Below are 1,395 nucleotides of genomic sequence, written 5' to 3'. Positions count from 1 at the left end.
CATTCGTGTTCGGTTAAGGCTGTACCTCCCGGCTGAAGGCTTGAGCCACCTGTTTGTTCAAGGTAAGGCGTGATTTCTCTGGTTGGCGTGCCTCACGACGCACTATTTCGGGAAGATTCGGTGGCGGATGGCCGAGTGCGAGAGCCAGATCAGCGAGAACTAGCTGGGCGACCGACCGCAAGGTCGTCGCCCAGCGTTCTTCCGGATATTCTGCGTCGGGGTCAATCTCCTGAAACACCGCTAGCAAGGCTCTGCTGACCACAAGCGTCAGCAGAGCCGCCGTCACGAGTAACTCTGCAATCGCTTCATCACCCGTCTCGAACTTCTCCAGTCCATACCGTGACTTCAGTTCCCGAAACAGCAACTCCACCTTCCACCGCAGGCTGTACAGCGCTGCTACTTGTTCTGGTGTGAACTCGTTCGGGAGGTTCGTCACGTAGAAGTGGTAGTCGTCGGTGTCCTCGTTGCGGACACCGACGACGCGAAACTCGATGGTAGCCGACGACTGCTTCTCACCATACCGCCGTCGCTTGAACGCGAATTCCCCAGTTACATCGATCTGCTTCCGCTTGAGCTTCGAGAGCCGCTCTTGGAGGTGACTCCCTTTCAAGGAAATGGCGCGCCCGCGCCATTTCCGTCGTTCACCGACGATTCGCGGATTTGCATTCTTCTTCAGCCGACTCACGAAGTAGCCGTTGTTCTCGTGGATCAACGCGAAGCGACGGTAGCTGTAGAACCCGAGATCGAACAGAAACAGCCGTCCACGCAGCCAGTTCCCCGTGCGGAACTGGCTGCTTTCGTGGGTTCGTTCGTCGGTGAGGCTGAACTGTGCGAGCGTCCGTTTCGTCACGTTGTAGACGAGATACAGCTGAGCTCCGGATTGATCCTCGTGAGTCGCCGGAAACGCCGTAAGGAGCCGATGCAACCGAAAAACGGTTGCATCGGCGATCATCACATCGCGGAACTGGCTGAGTTGGGGAGCAATGGTGTGAGGAATCGCGACCTCCTCGAGCGCGTGCGCGAGGAGGTCGCTCAGGAGGTCACGGAGTTGTGGTGTAAATCGGTCGTAGAAGCTGGAGCGGGAGACGGTCTGATTGGTGGCTGTCTGGTAGACTCGTTGGAACGCGGCGATAGAGCGGGTTTCGCCGTCGACGGCGAAACCCAAGATGAGCGCCCAGACGAGCATCGTGATGTCGATCTTTCGATGACGTTGGACGGCATCGCGCTCGCGCGCGATGCCTTCGATAAGATGCGCTGGAAAGAGGGAAGTCAACCGACGTCTTATGAGTGTTGGAGAGAGTTCGGGTAACACAACCTCTCTCTACGCGGTTTCTGAAGATAATCTCATCAAGACAGCACCGTCTGTCGGTTTCGCTCCTTAACCGAACACGGATG

The 1,395-nt window shown here is 57.2% G+C and carries 1 protein-coding gene; it reads right to left on the bottom strand.

The genetic code is table 11. From position 1 onward, the window contains the following. Window positions 1–13: 13 nt before the first annotated feature. Entirely contained in the window at window positions 14–1,312 is a 1,299-nt protein-coding gene (locus D3D02_RS17920) for an IS4 family transposase (protein ID WP_121571303.1), read from the bottom strand. Between the last annotated feature and the right edge of the window lie 83 nt (window positions 1,313–1,395).

This window comes from Halobellus sp. Atlit-38R, assembly GCF_003665925.1.
Classification (GTDB): domain Archaea; phylum Halobacteriota; class Halobacteria; order Halobacteriales; family Haloferacaceae; genus Haloquadratum; species Haloquadratum inordinatus.
Note: the sequence above shows the minus strand (reverse complement) of the source record. Positions and strands in the feature narration are given on the sequence as shown.